Below are 19,743 nucleotides of genomic sequence, written 5' to 3' on the forward strand. Positions count from 1 at the left end.
ACTATAACAAGGGCTAATAGCTATTGTTTTAAAGAATGGTTTTATTTTTTTAATCTTTTTACTAGATTGGGCCTATGAGCATAACTATAAGGGAGATCCAGCCACAAGATAATGCTGCGATGGCTGTAATTATAAAAACAAGTTTAGAAGAGTTTGGTCTTAACATTCCTGGTACTGCTTATTTTGATGAAAGCACCAATCATCTTTACGAATCGTTCCGGATAACCGGCAGTAAGTATTATGTTGCCATTGAAAATGACGAAGTAATTGGTGGTGTAGGGGTTTACCCCTCAAACGGGCTGCCTGCAGATACTGTCGAACTCGTGAAAATGTATCTTGCTCCTGCACACAGGGGTAAAGGTCTGGGGAAAATGTTAATGCAAAAATGTATCGCTTTAGCCGGAGAATCAGGCTATAAAAATGTTTACCTGGAATCTATGCCAGAACTCGCAGCCGCAGTTTCTGCTTATGAAAAGCTTGGCTTTAAATTGTTAGATAAGCCAGTTGGCGATACCGGGCATTATTCATGTTCAATCTGGATGCTATATGAAATCAGACATTAGAAAATTCTAATTTAAACTATCCTGAACTATTCAACTCCTATAAGTATGAAATTTAAAACTCATACATATGAAGAAGATTGCGAAAATTGGTCTTTTGCTTTTAGCAATGACTTTTGCCAGTGCTGTTGCATTTGCACAGCTTAGTGTAGGAATTAATATATCTGCAAGGATTGCACCGCCGGCGCTTCCTGTTTATGCACAGCCCCCATGCCCCGTTGAAGGTTATTTATGGACTCCAGGTTATTGGGCTTATGACAATACTGATGGCTATTATTGGGTACCAGGAGTATGGGTACACCCTCCGCGTGCTGGCGTATTATGGACTCCGGCTTACTGGGGGTTTGATGGTGGTATCTATAGTTTTCATACCGGTTATTGGGGTCGCCATATTGGCTTTTATGGTGGTATTAATTATGGTTATGGCTATGGTGGTTCAGGTTTTTATGGCGGTAGATGGGAGAGGGGAGCATACAGATATAATACAGCTATTACTAATGTAAACACTACTGTTATCCATAATACCTATGTAAACAAGACAGTAATTAATAACAATACCGTTAATAATAACCGTACAAGTTTTAATGGCCGGGGTGGTGTAAATGTGCAACCGGGAGAACAAGAGCGCCATGCAATGAGCGAAGAGCATATACAGCCAACTTCATCTCAGTTAACCCATCATCAATCAGCGGGTCAGAACCGTAATCAGTTTGCCAATGTAAATCATGGTAAACCGGCAAATTCCGCAATGGATAGAGTGAATAGAAACAGGTTTGATGAACGTCAGGGTAATGGAGGTAAAGTCTCTCAGCCGTGGCATCCTGGTATTAACAGGAAGGCGCATAATGCGCAAGAACAAAACCGTATTCAGCCCCGACCTCATGCTAATCCTCACAGAGCAGAAAACGAGCGCAGATCATAAAACACCAAAAAAGCGGCTGTTCCTTTTGGAAACAGCCGCTTTTTTGGTGTTTTATTCAGCTAAAAGACGTTACTCAGATAACAACCTGATCTCATGATCACCGATCGTAATCAAACGCTCTTTATATAGTGCACCAGTTGTTTTCTTAAAAGCTTTCTTACTAATCTTCAATAGGTCATAAACCTCTTCTGGTGAACTTTTATCACCTAAAGCGATCAGACCCTGGTTTTCTTCAAGCATCTTAATCAGGACTTCTTTAGTATCGAGAATATGACCATAACCCATAGGTTGTAAACTCAAGTCAATCTTTCCTTCTACTCTAACCTTTTTAATCCACCCTTTTCTGATTTCTCCAGGGTTTAGCTGATCAAATAATTCATTCTGATATAATAATCCTATATACTTATTATCAACAATAGCATTATAACCAAGATCACTGCGGTCAGCTATTAATAAGCTTACCTCATCACCTTCTTCAAAATTAATTTCTTCTTCTTCTACATAGTTGGTTAATCTGGATGAAGCTACCATACGGTCATTGCTGTCATCAAGAAAAAAACATAAACTACATGTTTATCACCCTTAAACATCGGGCGTTTTTGTTCCTTTTCAGGTACATATACATCTTTATCAATGCCAATGTCCATGAAAACACCATTCTCACCATCTTCAACAACAGTCAGGTAAGCAAAATCGCCTACACAAGCCAGAGGTTTCTGTGTGGTTGCATGAAGTTTTCCGTCTTTATGCATGTAAACAAACACGTTGATATTATCTCCAATTTCCGCATCCTTAGGGACATGGTTATAAGGCAATAGCGCTTCTTTATCGCCATCAGACAGTATTAATCCTGATTCTGTCTTATTTGTAATTCTCAACTCGTTGTATTGTCCTATCTGTATCATTGGTATTTCTTAATATTCAATCTGCAAAGGTAGCAATATCAGCAAGAATATGAGAACATCTTTCTGGCTTGCGTGTTATATTATATCAAAGTATAAGAGCCTGTTTAAAATTCATCTGGTAATTTGTTTATGCTTCTTTTTAGCTGCAACTTCGTCCTATTCATTTCAGGTAGGAAGGCTACCAGAAATAAATAGGACTTGTCTCGCTTAAAATTAATCTATAAACAATTTTATCATCTAAATTTAAACAGATTATAAGAATGGGTAAACTAATTATTCCTCCCGTAAAAATGGCCTTTCCACCAATTGTCGATCAAAATTGTAAAATCCTGTTATTGGGAACGATGCCAGGAGACCGGTCTTTGAGTCTTCAGCAATACTATGGACATTCAGGTAATCATTTCTGGAAATTGATATATTCCATTTTTAACCAGCCGGTTGAATCCGATTATGAAGCCCGGAAAAGCTTTCTGCTCCGACATGGAATTGCTTTATGGGATGTACTGGAATCCTGTACCTGTGAAGGTAGCCTGGATACTAATATAAAGAATGAAGTAGTGAATGACTTTCAAGCCTTTTACAAACAGTATCCAACTATCACAGAGATATTTTTTGATAGTAGAAAAGCAGAACAGCTTTATCTCAGGCATGTGAAAAAAAGTGAGGATAAAAACTATCATTTATTACCCTCACCAAGCGGTGCAAATGCCACAAAAACATTTCAGCAAAAACTAGAGCAATGGAAACAGCTTCTTATATTTGTATCATAAATGAATGATACAATCACTAAAAACAAACACAGGATATTTCTTAGTACTTTTTTCTTTATGTCTGGTTTCAGCTTTGCGACCTGGGCATCTCAAGGATACCAACCATCAAAATGGCCTTTAATTTTAATGAGGCTGAGTTAGGGACAATTTTACTGGCTTTGCCTATCGGTTCTTTAATCGGTTTGCCAATCTCAGGATGGCTGGTCTCCAGGTATAACAGCCGTGTTCCTCTTGCTGTTGGGTATGGTCTGAATGCTGTTGCATTAGCGATGATCGGATTTACGCAGAATGTCTTTAGTCTGGTTGTTGCTGTAGTTCTGTTTGCTTTTACGACCCGTATTTTTAATATTTCAGTAAATACACAGGCGATTACCTTGCAAAAGCAATTCGAAAAGAAAATCATTGGTTCTTTCCATGGTTTCTGGAGTACCGGAGGGATTGCAGGTGTTGCATTTTCTACCCTGCTTTTGACTTATAATGTTTCACTGCATGTACACTTACTCCTGGTAGCCATCATTAGTTTGCTGATCACCTGTTATTCTTATCAGTTCCTGTTAAAAGGAGACAGATCTGAAAGCGGCAATAAGATCATTGTAGGTAAGCCGGACCCATACATTTTGTATCTTGGTCTTGTCGTTTTCTTTGCCGCGATATGCGAAGGAGGGATGTTTGACTGGAGTGGCATTTACTTTCAGGAAGTACTGCATGTGAAGATATTCACTTATGGATATTTGATCTTTATGACCTTTATGGCTGCATCAAGATTCTTGTCTGACCTGATCATTGCAAAGATAGGAATGCCTGCTACTTACTTAATGAGTTCACTCTTCATTGTTTGTGGAATTTCGCTGGCAATTATATTCCCGCAATTCTGGACTGCAATGATTGGCTTTTCCCTGGTTGGTTTTGGTACAGCAGCTGTAGTGCCAATGTCTTATGCCTTAGCAGGAGCTTCCAGTAAATATTCGCCGGGAATGGCAATTTCTATTATTGCCACATATACGATTACCGGGATGTTGCTGGGTCCACCAATTATAGGCTACCTGGCACATGCTTTTGGTTTGCGGATAGCATTTGTTATTTTTGGTATTCCGGATTAATGCTGATACCAATTTCACAAATGTTCTTTAGATATCAGAAGTTGATTGCAGTTACACCTGAGAAAATTTAAAAATAGATATGGACCACATCATTAATAACGTCAAACAAGTCAGAGCGCACTCTATTGAAAGTATCAGTGGATTATCAGCTGCCCAATTAAATGAAATACCAGAAGGGTTTAACAATAATATTATCTGGAATCTGGCGCATCTTGTTGCCGCCCAGCAAGGTATTTGTTATTTAAGAGCAGGACTGGAAACTTTTGTTGATAAAGAATTTTACCTGAGCTATACAGGAGGCACTAAGCCCAATGGTATCGTTTCTGAAGAGGACATTGCGCATATTAAAACCTTATTGATCTCTACGCTTGATCAGTTCAAAATAGATTATCATAATCAGATATTTGAGAACTATAAAGGATGGACTACCCGTTACGGCGTTGATTTAAATAGCGTTGATGATGCTGTAACGTTTCTTTCCTTCCATGAAGGACTGCATTTAGGTTATATTATGGCCCTTAAAAGAATAATCTTAAAAAATATTTAAGGCCGTACATAATAATATTAAATAATTAGCGTCTATATACTTGAGAGCGTTAATTTAGATGGCGGGGATACTGCGAAAGTGGGATCCCCGCTTCTTTTTTCTTAAATTTACGGTTATGGCAAACTTCGCAGAATTAATTCAATCCGATAAACCCGTCTTAGTAGATTTTTCCGCAGAATGGTGTGGCCCTTGTAAAATGATGGCTCCGATTTTACAACAACTGAAAGGGATGCTTGGTGACAAGGCCACAATTTTAAAGGTTGACGTAGATAAAAACCCGGCAGTTTCCAGTAAATATCAAATTCAGGGTGTACCCACCTTAATTCTGTTTAGAAACGGAGAAATCAAATGGCGTCAGTCTGGAGTAATTCCTGCAAATCAGTTACAGGGGATTATCGAAAGACACCTGGGATAATCATTTCTCTAAAAATCCGGAGCTGATTATTTAAGCACATTTACTTTATACTTTTGAAAGTCTATGTCAGAAACATAGAAGTATCCTTGTGCATTTCCTGATATATTCCCATTGACATTTACCGGCACACTTGAAAAAAGCCCGTTCCAGTCTGTTTCCAGAAAAACACCATAAAGGTATTTCGCATATTCTTTGGAAAGGGAGAATTTATAAATAGTAATTTCGTCGTTGCCCTTTAAAGAGAAAGTACGTTTAAGATTATTAAGCGGATATAAAGAGTTCGGAGAGCCTAAGAAATGTGTATAGCTGAAATATAGCGATTGTGTCTCCGTTACATCAAATCTTGATGGATTCCATGCTGGAACACCAGGATAACTTATCCACCATTTATTAGGATTAAGATAGCCAAATGTATGTTTGGGAATGGTGCCTTCGTAAACCCCACTTTCATTTTTTTTGATCTTGAATGGTAAAAAGTCATCTGCAATATTCACTACCTGTCTTAAAGTATCTACTGCCGTATATGTTATTGTTGTATCGGATCGTTAGTGTATAAGCATAATTGTAATTAGGGATTTTAGGCTCATTTGAGCTAGAATAAACCCCGGGGATAGTAGCAGACTCTTTAAAAACAATATCTTTTTTACCGTCATTTACAGTGACGGTAGCTTTTGAAATAGCAGAAGGCTTGCCGTCAGGCGTCAAAGAGGGTTTAGTCAGTCGTATAATTTGTGTTTGTGTTAAAGTGTTTATTCCTCCTTCTACAGCAAGATCATATTCACGTTTAGGTTTGTCAAACGAGATCTTGTCTGTAACTTTTTTACAGGAGCAAATCAGCAATGGGAACAAAAGAAAGAGAAGAATATGTCTTGTGTTCATATTAAAGTTTAAAACTATAAGCAACCCACGGAAAAAAACCAAAAGCATACTCTAGTGAGCTTGTCTGAACAGACTGAGGGCCTGTATTCAAATGATAGTATAATGGGTTCTTTCTATTATATAAGTTATATATTCCAACAGAAATAGTGCTCGCTCGATAACGATCTTTTTCTGGATAAAGGAGTTTCTAAATGATATTGACCTGAAATATCCCACCTGCTGTAATCAGGGAAACGGGAAGTATTTCTCCCTTCAAAGATAGGAATATTTATACCGTCATGTTGATAATAGCCTACTGGCAGTGTTAATGGTCTTCCTGTAGCATAAGTAAAAAAAGTCTGAACAGAGAACTGTTTATTGAAAACATAAGAGGCACTCAGTTTTAACTCGTGCGGAATATCATAATTAGCAGCAAAACGATTGCCGTCATTTATTCCCTGAATAGTACGAAAAGCCCTCGAATAAGTATAAGCCAGACTACCAGTAAATTTACCTTCGGTTTTGTTAATTTCCATCTCAATACCGTAAACATCAGATTTTCCTGCTTTAAGCTGATTCCTGATATCCGGATTCTGAATAATCTGCGCATGCCCAATCAGGTCCAGCTGATTGTTTAATTTTTTATAATAAGCATTCATTGAAAAAGTATACCGCTGGGTGAATAACGGTATCCTGCCGAAAACAGATCTGAATGCTGAGGTGCAATTGTTCCCGATGCAGGAACCCAGGGTTCAAGAGAAGAGAATGCCAGCGTACTGTTTTGTACTAATTGTAAATACTGGAAATTGCGGTTATAAGTAATAAAAAGCCGTTGTTTATCATTTAATAAATAACTCACATTGATTCTTGGCTCAGGATTGATAAATGTTTTATAATCATTTTTTTTAATCCTGTTTCCCTGCGGATCAAAAATATCAAGACGTTCCTGTGCATTTTGGAACATTCCAATACGCAGGCCATAATTCAATTCAAAAGAATTACCAAAAGAAAATTCCTGATTGAAATAAATGGCAGATTCTATAGACTTATCTTTTGCAATATTAAATTCATTGTTTGCTTTGTTTTTTGTCTGTCCTGGAGTAAATTGATGATAGGTGCTTGATAACCCAAATTTGATCAGATTCACAGGACTGCTATAAAAAGTATAATCGGCTTTAATGGTGATGTCTTTTACACCTGTACTCCACTGACTTTTTTGCGACAATGTATCCGAATTCAAATCCAGCAGGTTACTATAATTGCTATAAATGGCAGATGTATTCAAAAACAATCTGGAATTAAAAATATGATTCCAGCGTAAGGTCGAAGTCAGGTTTCCCCAGTCATTGCGAAATGAATTTTCTGAGAGCAACCGATCCTGACCGGCATATACGGAGTAATACACACTATTGTTTTTGTTAAGCTTGTAATTGGCCTTGGCATTTACATCATAATAAATAGAATTCGGGTTAAACAGCTTAAACTTATTCCTGAAAACATCCAGTAAACTTCTTCTGAATGCGATGATAAACGAACCTTTATCTTTTACAATAGGGCCTTCAGCAGAAATCCTGGCAGACATCATACTGATTCCTCCATTGAGATGAAATTCTTTATTATTCCCTTCTGCCATCCGGTTAACGATTACTGAAGAAAGTCTTCCACCAAATTAGCCGGCATATAATCTTTGTATATTTGTATATTATTAATCGCATCAGGATTGAACACCGACACCAGCCCATACAAATGTGAAGGGTTATAAACCACTGCTTCATCCAGTAGAATTAGATTCTGATCAGAATTTCCACCCCTGATGAACAACCCTGAGCTTCCTTCAGAAATTGCTTTTATCCCATTCTGCATTTGCAGTGCCTTTATTACATCTGTTTCACCTGCATAATAAGAAATCTTATCCAATGCTTTAGGACTGAAATTCTGCTCATTCTGCAACAGCGGATTTGGGGTCAGCGGTTGTTTGACCTCTATTTCATGCAGTAATTTCGTTTGTGGGGTTAACTCTGTTTCCATCTCCATATTCTGATTGAAATAGATGTTTTTTTGCTGGGTTTCATAACCAACGCTTGAGATCAAAACATCATAAGTCCCGGCAGGAACACTGAGTGAATAAAAACCATATTGGTTTGTAGTTACACCTGTTTTAAGTTCTGGAATATATACTGTAGCACCAACCAGGTCTTCGCCATCTTCTGTATTACGCACATGACCGTGAATGACCCAGACAGCAGGTTTCGACCTTGTAATCACGATATTATTTCCAATAAGCGCGAAGGTTAAAGGTGTTCCCTTAAAGATTTTCTTTAATACTGCTGCCATTGGTGTATTGACAAATTGAAGGGCGGGTGTTTGATAAGTTCTGAGTAAATCGGGGTCAAAAGAAAAAATCACCTGATTACTGTGCTGTAATCTGTAGAGTACCTTAATTAAAGAGTCAGCTTTCAGATCAAGGCTTATTTGTTGTTCAAGAACTGTTTTTTTTTGGGCGTAAAGTTTACCGGTTTGCAAAAAGCATACAAAAAGGAGCAACGCGAAAAAAATTTATTCACTTATTTCTCGGCTAAAATATAGTTTCCTTCTTCATGAGTCATTTTACACTGCAAAGTTGCTGTAATGACTTTTAAAGCGCTGTCAGGCGTTTGGTAATGCAGATGTGCAGTTAGCTTCCGGGTTTCTAATTTATCACCATCAATGATGATAGACGTTTTATATACTTTATTTAATTGATTAACCACCTCAAATAAAGGTGTTTCTGTAAATACAAAGTCTTTGTCTAACCATGATTTATAATTGAGGTCAGTATTCTTTTCAGCGGTAATTCTGCCTGTTGCCGAGAAGTAACGGCCGGTAGTTCCAGCCGTCAGCCGGATTGATTTAGACGCTAAATGCTGTTGTAAAGCAACTTCACCATCTGCAACAGTCAATGTGATATCACGGTTGCGTTTAATAATGTTGAAACTTGTACCCAGATCCAGCGCATGTACATCGCCAAGATCTACCAGGAAAGGATGTTTTTGCTCATGTACAACCTTAACAAAAACCTCACCGTTTAGTAGTTGAAGTTTTCTATTTGTTTTGAAGCTGCGGGCAGCGTATTTTATGGTTGTCCCTCCGTTAAGCTGTACCAGTGTGCCATCAGGAAGGGTAATGTTTTTTATAGCTGCATTTTTTTGTTCATTGCTAACTACTGTATAAGAGGTCTTATTGATGAAATAATAACCTAAAGAAACTACTAAAAGAACCGAAGCTGCAATACTGTACCAGATCCTGGTATGATTGTCTCTCTCTCTTTGTAACCATTTACCTTCAATCTGATCGATCTTTTGATCCAGCGTCTCCCAGGAAGACTGAACAGTATAAGGCTGATCGTTATATAATTGACTAATATTTTGTTCAACCTGAACAAATTCCTGGTATGTTTTTTCATTCTGCTCACTTGCTGCTCTCCAATTTTGCAGGAGAATTTTATGCGCAGGGCTGATCGTATCATCGAGGTCATCAATGATGAGTGAATAAATAAACTGTTCATTAGTTTCAAATGCTTTCATGGTATGCTTCTTTATTGGCTCCAATATTTATGTAGTATCAGCAGTAGCAATAACAAATTTTGCTGCTGTTTTTCCAATTGTTCTCTCAATTTCTGGAAACCGTAGGTCAGATGATTTTTTTTTACTGTTTTAATAGATATATTCATCTGCGTTGCAATTTCCTGTTGTTTCAATTTTCCAAAACGGCTTAAATACATCACTTCCCTGCATTTTGGCGGCAAAATAGCCAGTGCATTTTCAAGACTGTTCAGTAAAGATTCTTTTCTCCTGTTCAGCTCATTTTCAGTCTCGTCATCGCTTTCGACCACCATGTAGGCACTTTGCTTTCCATGTTCAATCTTTTCTTTTTTTTTTATAAAATTGAGTGATGAGTTTATCACAGCTCTGGACAGATAACTTTTTATCGAAGACTGAACAGTAAGCCGTTCAGCCATTTTCCAGATTGTTAAAAACACATCATGCACAATTTCTTCAGCAACTGGAGGCTGGCCAACATAACGATATGCCAGTGCAAACAGTTGTCTGTAGTATTGTTTATACAGTTTTTCGAAAGCTTTCCGGTCTTGCTTTTTTACCGCAGCTATCAATTCCTGTTCTTCATACGGAAGAGAGTTTTTTGTTCTTCGCTCATCCGTTTACTATTTTTGTTTTAAGGTCAGTACTCCGGAAATATCAGGAGAGGCAGAGACCGTGTTCATGGCTACAAACCATAATCCTTTCAGTAAATTACGTTCCTGTAAAGGCGTTAAAGTGAATCCTCCACTAATTTCGAGTGTTGAAATCTGTCCTTTGCTTTTGTAAACCTCTTTGACCAGTTCTCCGACTGACCCTTTAATACCACTTCTGATGGTAATTAAAGTAGGTGCAATGTTCTTAAAACTGAGTGTATACGATAATTGTTTTGAACCCTCATCGTATGAACCGCTTAAAACACCCGTACCTTCAGCATTTGTATTTGTTCCCTTTTTATCAATCCTGGCTGTAATGATATAAGCTCTTACTGGTGGATTAATCCTGGTTTCTTCTGTTGATGAATTTTTCTTACACGATAAAAGCACAAAAACTATTAAAAATAAAACCTTTCCTAAAGCCGCGTATAAGCTTGTTTTCTCTCACCTTCTTCATTTCATTTGATACAGAAGGCTAAAATACTAATTCTCTCTTAATTAAGTCTAAAAGTTTTCATACTTAGAAAACCATATTCCATTGAGCGTTTCGTGTAAAAATTTTTATAATATCCCATTAAGAAGAAAAGAACAGCTCTACCAATAACCTGGTTGATCCCACTGTTGTTTTCTGATAATTCATGAGATGATATCTCTGCATTTACTGCATATATTTCGGCTTCCGCTACCGAAAGTGCTTTGGTATATGGTTTGTAAATTTGCTTGATTACTTGACGATCTAAATGATAAGCAGGGGCAGATAAGCGGTAAGTATTACCTTTGATATACTGAAAATCATGGAAATGATAAAAAACAAGTTCAAAAGAATTCTCAGCCGCCGTCTCTTTACCCTGAATGTGGTGTGCATTATTTTTAAAAGTATATTGTTGTACGTTCCATGGAGCGACGCCGCCACCATGATTTTTTAGTACATGGACAGTATCAAAGCGTGTAGTCCAGTCATCAAGATATTTCTGATCACCAAACTTGTTATCTTCAAAGCGGTTAAAACACCATTCTATACAAGCATCAACCCACCAGTTTAGTACTTCCATTCCCGCTGTGGTGTTCTTAAACGTCATAAACTGTACACAGTAAATGCCACTTGTTAACGATTGATCATAGCGGGGTGTATATCTGTGTTCAGTAATTAACACAGATTTTTCACCCATTTCTGCTAGTAAACAGGCAGGGTCACTAAAGAATAACAGATCAGCATCAATATAGGTGCAATGATCCAGCTCATATTTCTCTAAACAATACTTAATCGTAGAAGACGCACAGGTCCAGCAATATTCTCCGGCCGTGCGGTCATTTTTTATGGCTAGGAGCCTGTCATTTTCAAATGCGGTCAGGCTGATAATACTTGCATGCTTCAAAGCCATTTTAGTAAGCAGATCATAGCAGTTTGTGTCAAAAGCAAAAATATACAAGTGAAAACTTTCACTATGCTGTTCTAGTGAATTATACATTGCTAGTCCGCGGGAAAGGTAAGTCGTATTGAATAGTGTGCAGAATTTAAGCATATTTTGATGTATTAACTAAGTAAAATCCTTTATCATAGCCCACTGGCTCGTGATCAATATCCATCAGCGATTCACCTTCTACATAAGAAGTGAAGTCGCAGATAACGGTGTAACCGGATGTGAAGTGATTTAAAAATGATTCTTCATGGAAAAACCAGGAAGGGTAAGCTGCTTTATAAATTTCAGGAGGTACTATTTGTAAGGTTAACCTGTCTTTTTTGCCATGATGAAAAGCAGTGCGGTCAAAAACAATAAAATCAAAGTTGTAACCGGCTAATTGCTCAAGGAGAAGATGAGGTTCAGGTAAATACTGCACAGAACCAGAAAGCAAGATTAAATCTATTTTTTGAACTTGCAGACAGGATTCAATAGATGGGAAGAATTTTAAATGATCATCCTCAAAATATTCTTTTCCTGCCGCTACATAATGTTCTTGTTCAACAATATTCCAGCTGGCGCAGATATCTTTTCCCAGAAGATTTTTAGTTTGAAAATAGGTGCTTCCTAATGATCCTCCAAAGTCGAGGATATGCAGCGGTCTTTTCAGTAAAGCCGCACTGCGAAATAAACAAGTTAACAGGGGGAAAGGATGTACTATTTTATCAAACAAAACTGAATCACGTTCGTAAACAGCAGTGCCATTTTTCACCTGTAATAATGCATCTTTGGTTTTACCCAGTATATTGACTGAGCTGTAACCATCGACAGATTCAATTAGATCGTCCCAGTTGGTATAATTTCCAAACCAGCCATATGGAGACTTTCTGGATTTTGAGGTAAATAGTTTAAACATTATAAGCTCTGAATAATCGATTTTCATTTACATGACAACCGATTATTCAAAAAGTCCTATAAGGCTTTTAAGAAATTTAATGCATGACTTGTACCAGTGTAATCTCGAAGCTGGTGCCGCTTCCTATTTTTGAATGGATATATTGAAATTTCCATGCAAACTATTGACCAGATGTTTGACCAGGGAAAGGCCAAATCCATATCCTTTTTCACCGACAGTACCCTTTGTTGAAGAAGTTTTTCCTTCCATGATACAGGCAATAGCGACCTCGTCCATACCCACTCCCGAGTCTTCAACCCTGATGATCAGTTTATACTGACCAACATCTACTTCCAGATCCAGATTTACAGTTACCTTCCCGTTCTGCGGTGTAAATTTTATCGCATTTGAGATCAGGTTTCCAGTAATCTGTAACAGTTTATTCTTGATAAAAGGAATGTGTTCATTCTTTTCATTGATATTAATCTGAAAGTTGATGTTTTTATTCATGGACTGAGGCAGGTATAACCGCTCCAGTTTTTCTTTAAATATCAACAGGTTAAATTCATCGGCTTTTAAAGGATGCACCTTTCCTTCAGTCAGGATTTCATCCGCAAGCTCAAGTACAGATCTGCCGCTTTTATGAATCATAGCAATATCCTCCAGAACCTCATCCAGGTTATTGTGATTTCCCTGCTCTTCAATGATTGCAGCGAGTCCAACAATACCAGCAATTGGGCCTCGAATATCATGGGCCACTTTTTTCTGAGTCTCTCTAACTTTATCCAGTTTATATTTCAGTCCGTCAATAGCCTTTAAGGCTTTCAGTCTGTTAACTACCTCATCAGCCACAATTTTAAGCAGCTCTATTTTTTCCGGACTTTGCTCCCTCAGGTTTTTATCCAGAACACATAGTGAACCAATATGTATCCCATCCGCAGTGGTTAAAGGAACACCGAAATAATAGCGCAAATTGGGTGGGCCGCTTACATATGATTTTTCTTTAAACCGATCATCCGCTGATAAATCAGGGACCTCAAAATACTCATCACCGGATATCGTATATTGACAAACGGAGTCCTCTCTAGGCAATTGTGTCACCTCATCGGCTCCATAACTCGAATAAGTCCACTGTGTAAATGAGTCAATCAGATTAACCAGGATATTTCTGTACCAGCAATTTTTGCTGCTAAATGAGCCAGATCTTTGAAATTATTCTCCATGCAGGAGTAGTCAATATCAAACTCTGCCAAACTGAATATTCGCTCCAGCTCATCTGCGGGTATAGGGGGACGGGATGATTGCATATAAGACTGATTATGAGTTTCGGTTTAGTCTGCTTATTAGCTCTGCACTTTGTTTTCTGCCCTGTTCCAGTCTGTCATTGAAAAAATCTTTAGTTTGATCAAAGTGCTGTTTATAACCACTAATATCTCCGTAACCGATTATAGATGACCATTCTCTTACCGAAGAGTGAAATTCCAGATCATCTGCACGAATCTGTTTGTCATAGATCGCAGCCATAATAGATTCTTCCAGTAACTCTTCATTTCTGAATAAATACTCCACAATTCCCAGGCGTAAACGAAAGGGAGGGGTTTGACAGATCAGGTTATCATAAGGATTTATTTGCAGATGATACCAGGCATCAGCCATGCTGAGCAAACTTAAATGTGAATTTGGAGTATGAGGTGCACCAGTGCCAGATAAGGAGAATTCTTTCATGATCTGGTTATCAAGCAACAGAAACTGTTTGTCATCCGGAAAAAGAAAATTCTTAACCTTTTTAATACGGTCTCGGAACTCTGTTTCTTTTTCCATAATCATCAGCTTGAAAAGCTCAGATTCTGACTGCGCATAACGTTTGATTTGCTGGCGTGCATAAGGGTTCATAATTGCAAGGCCAGCATAGATGTGTGATTTGTAACTAAAAATCCGCAGCATCGTCAATATTTTTACATTGTCGATTCCGCCAAGATAAGATGGGTTCTCCCATGGAAAAAATCCAGCTTCTTTCCATGCTGTACCCATACTTTCAAAACCCATATGGGTTACAGCCTGTGTATCGGCAACGATTTTATCATGCTCATGATAGTCTTTCATTTCTACCATGTCAGAGCCTAAAATAGCAAGCAGATCAGTCATGCGTGTATATGCCGCCTCATCACAGCGATGAGGAATCACAATTAATGTTTGTCCTTTGGGATCAAAACCCGGGCCATGCAGAGAGTGGCAGGTGATAATATTGATATCCTTAGGAAGGTATTTTTCAAAAGCTTCGATTTCAGGATGTTTTACAGAGGTTTGTCCTGCCACAATAGCACCGTATTTAGTTGCAGCACCATAAAGGGCTACTACTTCGGCTATTTTTTCAGCTTCAACTGCATAAAATATCACGTCGCATCTTCGGGATACCGCATTTCCATCAGCTAATATTTCTATACCCAATGGAGCTAATTCTTCTTCAAGTTTTTCCCGGAAAGCCGGTAAATCTGCACCGCAAACTTTGTGACCCGCTTTAGCAAAATGCTTTGCATAAAGTTTGCCCATGTCTCCCAATCCAATAATTCCTATATCCATCTCAATATTATATGTGGCAAATAAGCGAAATTCTATGGGAAAAGGAATGATTATCGTCATTTTTATCGTAACACTTTCAATATAGACTTGTTTGGGGAATGATCTTCTTTCTTTAATTGCTTATACTTGTGCCTTATTTGTAAAATTATGGCACGTCAATTTCTTTACGGTATCCTTTTTATAGGTTTAATGAATATTACCGAAAATAGCAGCGCGCAGGCTCCTATGGCGCAGAATAACAAAATTGTTAATTCAATGACCGCAGTAGTAGCGGGTGATGAAAACAAAAATATCAAAGCCTCCGGAGAGGAGGATGTATCGCTTGGGTTTTTGAAGTTTACTAAAACCAGTGTTGGCCCGATCACAATTGGAGGAACAGTAAAAGGAAAAGATGGTACTTCGTATAAAGCTTTTATTGTAATGCCAGTAACATTACAGACCGGAATTGAGCAAAAAGGACAATTTGGTTCCTATGTGATAGAGAATGATACGCAGACGAAAACCTATAGCACAACATTGTATTGGACTTTTTTTGATACAACCAGTGAAGGGGCAAATAGTAATGTATCGCTTACTTTGAGTGAGATTACTGAGCTGAAAAGCTATGTGAAGGTTACAGGAACATTTCGTTTTAATGCGGCATATGATCCCAATCCAGAATCTGAGAAGGGGAAAGAACCTCATGAGGGTTATCCTCTAATTAATGGTACGATCCGTGGCTCGAAAAAAGTAAGCGTAGCTGGTACATTTACTGTTTATCTGAACAAAATTCTGAGAGATTAATAAGAAATTTGAAGGATTAATTACAAAGCCTAACAAATGATGAGTCAAAAGAAAAACGAGACCGATATTATCCGGGCATCCCGTGAAAACTCGAATGCAGCTATTCTTAAAGCAGATGCAGCTGGTGTTGCACAATACTGGATGGATGATATTATTGTTATTTCTGGAGAAGGCGGACAGTATGCAGGAAAAAAACTATTGCTGGAAGTCTTTCAGGAGATGTTTGAGGCTAATCCGCCTGTTTTTGAACGGATCCCTGGTGTCATTACTATTGGCGATAGTGGGGTACTTGCCTGGGAAACGGGCGAATGGAATTATAAAACAGAAAAGTTCAGAGGTAATTATTCTGCTATGTGGCGCAAAATTAAAGGGAAGTGGTTAACACAGTCTGAACTTTTTGTTTCATTGGATTAAGAGCTTGTCTGAACAAGCTCTTAATCATTATTGACTCATTAAGAGGTTTAGCATTTCTTTAACTTCTTCCAGTTCCTGTTCTAATTTGATAATTCTGTTCTCCAGATCTGGCAAATGTTGCTGACTGATTTCAGGTTCAGGAGTTTCTTCTTCTTCCGTATTACCTCCAAACAGATGTTTATACCTTGCTTCTTTTTGTCCGGGTTTTTTAGGCAGGTGTTTTACATAGACCGGGTGCTCAGAGGCTAGCTTATGCAGAATTTCCTGTATCTCTTCTATAGTTTCAAACTCGTATAATCTTGCAGAATTACTATTGATCTCGCCAGGTGTTAAAGGTCCCCGTAAAAGTAGCAGACAGATTACAGCCAGCTCAGCAGGGATCAGTGGATAAACAATAGCAAGATTGTGTTTGTATTTTGTACTCCTGCTGCTTCCACCCATAGCTGTGCTGGTCAATCCTTTGATTTTTAAAGCATTCAGTGTAAGTGTAACAGTTTCTTCGTCATAATTTACAATAGGGTTCCTCGATGTTTTCTGGTTACATGCAGTGGTCAGTGCAGAAATAGTCATGGGATAATAGTCTGGGGTAGTTCTGCTTTTTTCAAGAAGGACACCTACAATACGCTGTTCTGCTGCATTTAGTGAAATTAAGGGCTGATCATTTTCCATGTAATAAATATAGAAGATTTGCTACAAGACAAGAAACCTTGTTCATGGTTTTATATAGCTAAATCATTTTTGTAACAAAAATGTGTTTGTTTATCTTTTTTGCTGAAAAGTTCTATCTTAGAATTGTAATCGGTGTAAAATGCTGATATAGTTTTAATTCGCTCTCTTTTTTTGAATTATCACTCCTGATTTTAATATATGCTATTAAGCTGCTTAATAGATCTTAACATTTAAAATATGCAGCTGAATAGCTGCGAAAGAGATAGGCTTCGGCTTATAAATAGGTAGTTAAAAAAAATGCTGATGGATGTCAGCATTTTTCTTTGTTACCTGTTTCATCATATTGTAGCGTTATTCCACACAAAATTTTTCCTTGATATTTATTATTATATTGATTTTCAGTATGTTGAATTATGCGTCTGGTTTTGGCACCATTATGAAACAATACTATTCAGATTAAATAACTGAATCAGACACACCAGTAGCGAAATTAAATATAAATAGATTTCAAAACTTTAAACGAATCATTATGAAAAGTATCATTTTAACAGCAGCAGCATTATTAGCAATTACAGGTATATCTACAGTAAAAGCAGCAGAAATTAAAGCTCCATTAGCAATTACTATGAGAATGGATAGTACTCAAAAAGTACAGCAAGATAGTACTCAAAAAGTGCCTGTTAAATTGGAAGAACTTCCAGCTCCAGTGATTACAACTTTAAAAGCAGAGATGCTTACAAAGACTGGAAAGCTACAGAAGCATTCCTTGCAACTGCGGCTGACAAATCGCAATACTACATTGTTAACGTAGCGAAAGGTACTGAAAAAGCTTTCATTAAAATTAACAAAGACGGTGTAGTAGTTCAATAGACATCACCAATTGTTTAACAATAAATGGGGAGCCGGATTTATGAGGGCACTGAAAAAGTTCCTCTTTAATGGGTAACATTCTAAAGCGATTAAGTAAAACATGATTTTTACTTAATCGCTTTTTTTATTGGCTATGGAATCGTGAGTAATACCTGCGGATGAACTGGCGCTAAAAAAGGGCGATAACTGGTCTGATAGCCCGTTTCCTTTCGGTTTTACAGACTTAGGTGGTTAATTTGATGATTCTCTTTAAATTAACAGTGAATATGGCGATTGCTCCCTGCATCTGCATATTTGTAATGCCATAGGATGTCGCCCGTCCATAACCATGTACATTTTTTAATCACTATTTTTCGCTTCGATTTTATATCGATGTTTGGCCTTTTCTTTAAAGTAATCTGTTTGCTGGAAAGCTTGTTGCTCCTGATGTATGGTTGATTTTATAGTTACTGCATAAGTTTTTGCCTTAGCTCCAGGTTTATAACACCCCTGTTTTAATGGACAGGTCTTACATTTTTCAACGTCAAAATAGTAAGTGTACGATTGATTTTGACCAATATTCTTCTTCCCCTGCCGCGCTTTTCGGATGGCCATGTGTCCGGCGGGACATACAAACATATCAGCATCTTTATTATAATCGAACTTGTCTTCTTCCTTTCTAAACCCCTGGGTTATTGAAGGGTTCAGCTTTGCTACTATCTTTATGTTCTGATCGTCGTTGTCTTTCAGTATAAGGTTTTCCTTACCGGAATAAGCTGAATCACCGATTATCGTATCTACCTCGATTCCATTATCCTGACTTATTTCCAATAGCATTGGCAGTTCAGGGCCATCACCTTTTTCACCAGAGGTGAGGTGACCACTGCAGCTGTAATGATGCGTTCCTCTGTCATGGCCAGGTGGGTCTTGTAGCCAAAGAATTTGCTGTCAGCTGATTTATGACCGGTTCTGGCATCCGTATCTTTAGAGAGCGTATAGTTTTCCTGTGTATCTTCCACAGTCTCTTTCAATAGATTTAACTTCTCTTTGATCGCTGGAATTGAACTTAATGTATGATCTGATTCAATAAGCTTTTCAAGCTCCTTACAGTAAGCCAATTCCTTTTCCAGCTCAGCCGAATCGTTCTTTTTCGGCATGCGCTCTTTCATCTCTTCATCTATACTGTAAACCGCTTTTCGCAACAACTTTGAGCGTTCTCTCAGCACCTCAACTACGGAATATGGATTTGATCTGGACAGAGAATGGGTAGCATCAACAATAATAGATCTGGACTTAATAATACCCTTTTCAAGGGCTATAGCGACCGTTTTTCCGATCAGCAGGTTCAATAAATCTGTATCTGTATCCTTCAAACGGAGCTTTCGGAACTTAGTCAATGAACTGGAATTGATAACTTCATCCTCAGGAGCCATGTCAAGGAAATATTTGAAGGACATATCGTAGCGCGAGCGCTCAACCACATCAACGTCCGAAACAGTATAGATTGTTTTCAACAACAGGTATTTGAACATGCGCACGGGACTTTCCGCCATACGCCCATTATTTGAACAGTATTTGTCCAGCAGTTCTTCGTAGATAAAGGTGAAATCTATCAGTTCGCTGATCTTGCGAAGCAGATTGTCCTTGGGAATGATCAGGTCATATAACCTCGAAAAGGAACTGAACTGAAGTTCTTGTTGGTGAGCTAACATCTAAAAGCATTTCTAAATCGAACTTTAAGATAAAAAAAAGCGAGCAGTAAACCTTAGTTTTTCTGCTCGCTTTTTAACCTTTAAATCTAAAGGACTTTTTCAGTGCCCTCGGATTTATTCGGCTCCTTTTTAT

25 protein-coding genes and 1 pseudogene are annotated in these 19,743 nt (G+C 37.9%); 9 read left to right on the forward strand and 17 right to left on the reverse strand.

Features of this window, described 5'->3' with window-relative positions; all coding sequences use genetic code 11:
- The first annotated feature begins 74 nt into the window (after positions 1 to 74).
- Entirely contained in the window at positions 75 to 563 is a 489-nt protein-coding gene (locus ACWYN3_RS36200) for a GNAT family N-acetyltransferase (RefSeq protein ID WP_456218513.1), read from the forward strand.
- Positions 564 to 630: 67 nt separating this feature from the next.
- Positions 631 to 1,482 (forward strand): YXWGXW repeat-containing protein, encoded by an 852-nt coding sequence (locus tag ACWYN3_RS36205; protein WP_456218514.1) that lies wholly within the window; start codon positions 631 to 633, stop codon positions 1,480 to 1,482.
- Between the two features lie 69 nt (positions 1,483 to 1,551).
- Here ACWYN3_RS36205 and ACWYN3_RS36210 read toward each other — a convergent pair whose 3' ends face one another.
- A complete protein-coding gene (locus tag ACWYN3_RS36210; RefSeq protein WP_456218515.1) occupies positions 1,552 to 2,013 on the reverse strand; it encodes a hypothetical protein in 462 nt (153 codons plus the stop codon).
- A complete protein-coding gene (locus tag ACWYN3_RS36215) occupies positions 2,007 to 2,387 on the reverse strand; it encodes a S1-like domain-containing RNA-binding protein (RefSeq protein ID WP_456218516.1) in 381 nt (126 codons plus the stop codon). Before ACWYN3_RS36215 ends, ACWYN3_RS36210 begins: the two co-directional genes overlap by 7 nt.
- Before the next feature lie 260 nt (positions 2,388 to 2,647).
- On the opposite strand from ACWYN3_RS36215, the gene ACWYN3_RS36220 reads away from it, so the two are divergent.
- The 4 genes from ACWYN3_RS36220 (at position 2,648) to trxA (ending at position 5,219) form a co-directional block, all read left to right on the forward strand.
- A complete protein-coding gene (locus tag ACWYN3_RS36220) occupies positions 2,648 to 3,157 on the forward strand; it encodes a DNA-deoxyinosine glycosylase (RefSeq protein WP_456218517.1) in 510 nt (169 codons plus the stop codon).
- A gap of 110 nt (positions 3,158 to 3,267) precedes the next feature.
- Positions 3,268 to 4,257: an MFS transporter gene (locus ACWYN3_RS36225; protein ID WP_456218518.1), complete on the forward strand. Its 990-nt coding sequence runs from the start codon at positions 3,268 to 3,270 to the stop codon at positions 4,255 to 4,257.
- A gap of 79 nt (positions 4,258 to 4,336) precedes the next feature.
- Positions 4,337 to 4,804: a DinB family protein gene (locus tag ACWYN3_RS36230; RefSeq protein ID WP_456218519.1), complete on the forward strand. Its 468-nt coding sequence runs from the start codon at positions 4,337 to 4,339 to the stop codon at positions 4,802 to 4,804.
- 115 nt (positions 4,805 to 4,919) lie between these two features.
- Positions 4,920 to 5,219, forward strand: a complete 300-nt coding sequence (trxA, locus tag ACWYN3_RS36235) for a thioredoxin (protein WP_456218520.1) — start codon at positions 4,920 to 4,922, stop codon at positions 5,217 to 5,219.
- A 26-nt stretch (positions 5,220 to 5,245) separates the two neighbouring features.
- Here the strand turns inward: trxA and ACWYN3_RS36240 are convergent, their stop codons facing one another.
- From ACWYN3_RS36240 to ACWYN3_RS36300, 13 genes are all read right to left on the reverse strand, one after another.
- Entirely contained in the window at positions 5,246 to 5,713 is a 468-nt protein-coding gene (locus tag ACWYN3_RS36240) for a hypothetical protein (RefSeq protein ID WP_456218521.1), read from the reverse strand.
- Entirely contained in the window at positions 5,697 to 6,098 is a 402-nt protein-coding gene (locus tag ACWYN3_RS36245) for a hypothetical protein (protein WP_456218522.1), read from the reverse strand. Before ACWYN3_RS36245 ends, ACWYN3_RS36240 begins: the two co-directional genes overlap by 17 nt.
- Before the next feature lie 125 nt (positions 6,099 to 6,223).
- Positions 6,224 to 6,736, reverse strand: coding sequence for a TonB-dependent receptor domain-containing protein (locus ACWYN3_RS36250; protein ID WP_456218523.1), 513 nt, complete (start codon positions 6,734 to 6,736; stop codon positions 6,224 to 6,226).
- Positions 6,733 to 7,710, reverse strand: a complete 978-nt coding sequence (locus ACWYN3_RS36255) for a TonB-dependent receptor plug domain-containing protein (protein WP_456218524.1) — start codon at positions 7,708 to 7,710, stop codon at positions 6,733 to 6,735. Before ACWYN3_RS36255 ends, ACWYN3_RS36250 begins: the two co-directional genes overlap by 4 nt.
- An 11-nt stretch (positions 7,711 to 7,721) precedes the next feature.
- Entirely contained in the window at positions 7,722 to 8,483 is a 762-nt protein-coding gene (locus ACWYN3_RS36260; RefSeq protein WP_456218525.1) for a carboxypeptidase-like regulatory domain-containing protein, read from the reverse strand.
- A gap of 158 nt (positions 8,484 to 8,641) precedes the next feature.
- Positions 8,642 to 9,640 (reverse strand): FecR family protein, encoded by a 999-nt coding sequence (locus tag ACWYN3_RS36265; protein WP_456218526.1) that lies wholly within the window; start codon positions 9,638 to 9,640, stop codon positions 8,642 to 8,644.
- Positions 9,641 to 9,651: 11 nt separating this feature from the next.
- Positions 9,652 to 10,227: an RNA polymerase sigma factor gene (locus tag ACWYN3_RS36270; RefSeq protein WP_456218527.1), complete on the reverse strand. Its 576-nt coding sequence runs from the start codon at positions 10,225 to 10,227 to the stop codon at positions 9,652 to 9,654.
- Between the two features lie 51 nt (positions 10,228 to 10,278).
- The gene (locus ACWYN3_RS36275) at positions 10,279 to 10,698 is read right to left on the reverse strand and encodes a CHRD domain-containing protein (protein WP_456218528.1); all 420 of its coding nucleotides are present in this window, start codon (positions 10,696 to 10,698) and stop codon (positions 10,279 to 10,281) included.
- 104 nt (positions 10,699 to 10,802) lie between these two features.
- Positions 10,803 to 11,831: a glycosyl transferase gene (locus ACWYN3_RS36280; RefSeq protein ID WP_456218529.1), complete on the reverse strand. Its 1,029-nt coding sequence runs from the start codon at positions 11,829 to 11,831 to the stop codon at positions 10,803 to 10,805.
- Positions 11,824 to 12,624, reverse strand: coding sequence for a methyltransferase, TIGR04325 family (locus ACWYN3_RS36285; protein ID WP_456218530.1), 801 nt, complete (start codon positions 12,622 to 12,624; stop codon positions 11,824 to 11,826). The genes ACWYN3_RS36280 and ACWYN3_RS36285 overlap by 8 nt, the downstream gene beginning before the upstream one ends.
- A 123-nt stretch (positions 12,625 to 12,747) precedes the next feature.
- Positions 12,748 to 13,704 carry a GAF domain-containing sensor histidine kinase gene (locus ACWYN3_RS36290; protein WP_456218531.1) on the reverse strand — a complete coding sequence of 319 codons (957 nt, stop codon included), beginning with the start codon at positions 13,702 to 13,704 and terminating at the stop codon, positions 12,748 to 12,750.
- A gap of 47 nt (positions 13,705 to 13,751) precedes the next feature.
- Positions 13,752 to 13,910, reverse strand: coding sequence for a hypothetical protein (locus ACWYN3_RS36295; RefSeq protein WP_456218532.1), 159 nt, complete (start codon positions 13,908 to 13,910; stop codon positions 13,752 to 13,754).
- Between the two features lie 10 nt (positions 13,911 to 13,920).
- Positions 13,921 to 15,183 carry an NAD(P)-binding domain-containing protein gene (locus tag ACWYN3_RS36300; protein ID WP_456218533.1) on the reverse strand — a complete coding sequence of 421 codons (1,263 nt, stop codon included), beginning with the start codon at positions 15,181 to 15,183 and terminating at the stop codon, positions 13,921 to 13,923.
- A 147-nt stretch (positions 15,184 to 15,330) separates the two neighbouring features.
- Between ACWYN3_RS36300 and ACWYN3_RS36305 the strand changes: the two genes are divergently transcribed.
- Together ACWYN3_RS36305 and ACWYN3_RS36310 are read left to right on the forward strand one after the other, a co-directional pair.
- On the forward strand, positions 15,331 to 15,966 hold the full coding sequence (locus ACWYN3_RS36305) for a hypothetical protein (protein WP_456218534.1): 636 nt from the start codon (positions 15,331 to 15,333) through the stop codon (positions 15,964 to 15,966).
- Positions 15,967 to 16,002: 36 nt separating this feature from the next.
- Complete coding sequence (locus tag ACWYN3_RS36310) at positions 16,003 to 16,380, forward strand: YybH family protein (RefSeq protein WP_456218535.1); 378 nt, start codon at positions 16,003 to 16,005, stop codon at positions 16,378 to 16,380.
- Positions 16,381 to 16,407: 27 nt separating this feature from the next.
- Here ACWYN3_RS36310 and ACWYN3_RS36315 read toward each other — a convergent pair whose 3' ends face one another.
- Entirely contained in the window at positions 16,408 to 17,049 is a 642-nt protein-coding gene (locus ACWYN3_RS36315; RefSeq protein ID WP_456218536.1) for a YceH family protein, read from the reverse strand.
- Positions 17,050 to 17,578: 529 nt separating this feature from the next.
- Here ACWYN3_RS36315 and ACWYN3_RS36320 point away from each other — a divergent pair.
- Positions 17,579 to 17,860 carry a hypothetical protein gene (locus tag ACWYN3_RS36320; protein WP_456218537.1) on the forward strand — a complete coding sequence of 94 codons (282 nt, stop codon included), beginning with the start codon at positions 17,579 to 17,581 and terminating at the stop codon, positions 17,858 to 17,860.
- Positions 17,861 to 18,142: 282 nt separating this feature from the next.
- Here the strand turns inward: ACWYN3_RS36320 and ACWYN3_RS36325 are convergent.
- A pseudogene (locus ACWYN3_RS36325) lies at positions 18,143 to 19,610 on the reverse strand (IS1182 family transposase).
- Between the last annotated feature and the right edge of the window lie 133 nt (positions 19,611 to 19,743).

It is taken from the genome of Pedobacter sp. NJ-S-72 (assembly GCF_053890575.1).